The following is a 2611-nucleotide window of genomic DNA, read 5'->3' as shown; positions in this document are numbered from 1 at the left end:
GGGGATTGAGGGCGGGGCTACACGTGCTGGTGGCAGGTCGGTACCGGCTGCAGACGGTCATCGGACGAGGCGGGATGGGCGAGGTCTGGCAGGCCCTCGACGAGGTGCTCGGCCGGTCGGTCGCGGTCAAACTGCTGCTCAACGACGGGGCGGACGCCTCGGCCGAGGCCCGATTCCGGCTGGAGGCGCAGACCTCGGCACGGCTGAACCACCCGCACGTGGTCGGGACGCTCGACTTCGGCACCTGGGAGGACCGCTGCTTCCTGGTGATGGAGCTGATCGACGGTGACAGCCTGGCCGACGAACTGACCGCCGGCGGCCCGCTCGCACCGCAGCGCCTGGCCCAGGTGGCGCAGCACTCGGCCGAGGGCCTGGCCGCGGCGCACGCCCAGGGCATCGTGCACCGGGACGTCAAGCCCGGCAACCTGCTCAGCGACCGCCACGGCACCGTCCGCATCGCCGACTTCGGCATCGCCCGCTTCGTCGACGACCCGTCCGGCGCGCTCACCACCACCGGGCAGATCGTCGGCACCGGCCTGTACCTGGCGCCCGAACGCGCCATCGGCACCCCCGCGAGCGCCGCCTCCGACATGTACTCGCTGGGGTGCGTGCTCTACCAGCTGGCCGTCGGCGCCCCTCCCTTCGAGGCCCCCACCGCGACCGCCCTGCTGTACCAGCACGTCGACTCCACGCCCGTGCCGCCGCACCAGCGGGGCGCCGCGCTGCCGCCCGCCTTCGAGGCGTACCTGCTGAGCATGCTCGCCAAGCAGCCGGAGGAGCGGCCCACGGCCCGGCAGGCGGCGGACTGGTTCGCCGGCGGCGCCTGGCGCGGCGCGCCCGAGCCGCTCCCGCCGGAGCGGCCGGCCGCGTTCCCGTCCCCAGGCCGTGGGACGCAGCAGACGGGCGGGGGCCAGGGACGCCGCCGCGCGCCCGAGCAGCGGGGAACCGGACCCGCGCGCCGCCGGGGTGCGCCCGCCCGTGCCGCGGTGACGCCGTCCCCGGCACCGGCCCCGGGCGCCGGGGACGGCGGCTGGAACACCAGCGTGCACCGGGTCCCTCCGCGCCGCCCCGGCCTGCGCTCCTTGCTGCGGCGCCACTTCGGCGTGGCCGCCGCCGTGGGCGGCGTCGCCCTGTTCGTCCTGGCACTGCTCGTCGGGATGGCGTTCTCCTAGGCGGGCTGCGTAGGCTCCGGGGCATGAGGATCTCCGTCTCCTCCGACATGGACGAACCCGTCGCCCGCTCCCTGGTCGCGCTGCTGCGCGAGCGGGGGCACGAGGTGGTGACCCACGGCGCGCTGCGCCCCGGGGACGACCCGCGGTGGGCGGTGTGCTCGGAGGCCGCCGCCCGCGATGTCGCCGACGGACGGGCCGACCAGGCGGTCGTGTGCTGCTGGACCGGCACGGGCGCGTCCATCGCCGCGAACAAGGTGCCCGGCGTACGGGCCGCCCTGTGCACCGACGCCCGCACGGCGGACGGAGCACGCCGCTGGAACGACGCCAACGTCCTGGCCCTCGGCCTCAGGCTGACCTCCGAACCGCTGCTGAAGGAGATCCTCGACGCCTGGTTCTCCGCCACACCGAGCGAGGACACCGAGGACCGGGACAACGTGGCCCACGTCGACCGCATGGACCTCCGCTGACCGGTCCCCTGCGGTCCCGTCGGCTCAGTGGTGAGGGCGGCCCGGTCGAGGGCGGGCCGCCGCCCGGACCCGTACGAGCCGGGACAGCGCGTCCTCCCGGAACAGGGCCCGGCCGGCCGTGATCCGCCGTTCGCGTCGCGGTCCCGGCTCCGTGAGGCGGGCCAGGGAGCGCAGGAGGGCGGGCTCGTCGGGGGCGTGGTCGCACAGGCCCAGGTCCGCCATGCGGCGTACGCCTTCCGCGCCGTGTCCGGGCAGGGGGCGGTGGCCGATGACCGGCAGCCCGGCGGCGAGGGCCTGGACGGCCGTCTGCCCGGCCGCGTTGTCCACCAGGGCGGCGCAGGCGTGCAGCAGGTCCGGCATGTCGGTCACCCAGCCGGGGGTGAGGACACCCGGTGTGCCGGACAGCGCGCGCCGCAGGCGTTCGTTGCGCCCGCACAGGACGACCGGCAGGAAGCCGTGCGCGGCGAGCAGCCGCGCGGTGCCGGGCAGGTGGCTGCCGGCTCCCCAGGCGCCCGCGGAGACCAGCACCGCGGGCCGGCCGCCGCCGTACCGTTGAAGCCGGCGCCGCCACCCGGCCGTTCCCGGCCCCTCGGAGAAGAACTCCGGTGCCACCACCGGACCGGTCGCCTCCGCCGGCCGGCCGGTGCCCCGGCGGACCTCGGCAGCGGTCTCCTCGCCGACACACAGATGGAGGTCGTTGCCCGGATGCAGCCACTGCCGGTGCACGGCGAAGTCGACGACGACCACCGCACTGGGGACCCGGAGCACCCCACGGCTGCGGAGATGGCCGGTGAGCTGGGCCGCCAGATGGAAGACGGGCACCACGACATCGGCCCGCCACTCCCGCACCAGGCGCATCAGCCGACCGCCCGCGAGCCGCGCCAGCGGGGTGCCGCGCTGCCGCCCGCCTTCGAGGCGTACCTGCTGAGCATGCTCGCCAAGCAGCCGGAGGAGCGGCCCACGGCCCGGCAG

At 76.3% G+C, this 2611-nt stretch carries 3 protein-coding genes; 2 read left to right on the top strand and 1 reads right to left on the bottom strand.

Going from position 1 to position 2611, the window contains the following annotated elements:
- Positions 1-23: 23 nt before the first annotated feature.
- Both C1I97_RS35100 and C1I97_RS35095 read left to right on the top strand, forming a co-directional pair.
- A complete protein-coding gene (locus tag C1I97_RS35100) occupies positions 24-1172 on the top strand; it encodes a serine/threonine-protein kinase (RefSeq protein WP_111007004.1) in 1149 nt (382 codons plus the stop codon).
- A gap of 23 nt (positions 1173-1195) precedes the next feature.
- Positions 1196-1639, top strand: a complete 444-nt coding sequence (locus C1I97_RS35095) for an RpiB/LacA/LacB family sugar-phosphate isomerase (protein WP_111007003.1) — start codon at positions 1196-1198, stop codon at positions 1637-1639.
- A gap of 24 nt (positions 1640-1663) precedes the next feature.
- Here C1I97_RS35095 and C1I97_RS35090 read toward each other — a convergent pair.
- The coding region (locus C1I97_RS35090; RefSeq protein ID WP_111007005.1) for an MGDG synthase family glycosyltransferase at positions 1664-2611 on the bottom strand (948 nt) is incomplete at its 5' end.

Origin of the sequence: Streptomyces sp. NTH33 (genome assembly GCF_003236365.1) — a bacterium.
In the GTDB taxonomy this organism is placed as follows: Bacteria; Actinomycetota; Actinomycetes; order Streptomycetales; family Streptomycetaceae; genus Streptomyces.
Note: the sequence above shows the minus strand (reverse complement) of the source record. Positions and strands in the feature narration are given on the sequence as shown.

Excerpts from the sequence above, each read along its gene's own strand:
- C1I97_RS35095 (WP_111007003.1), top strand. The coding sequence starts at position 1,196 with ATGAGGATCTCCGTCTCCTCCGACATGGACGAACCCGTCGCCCGCTCC.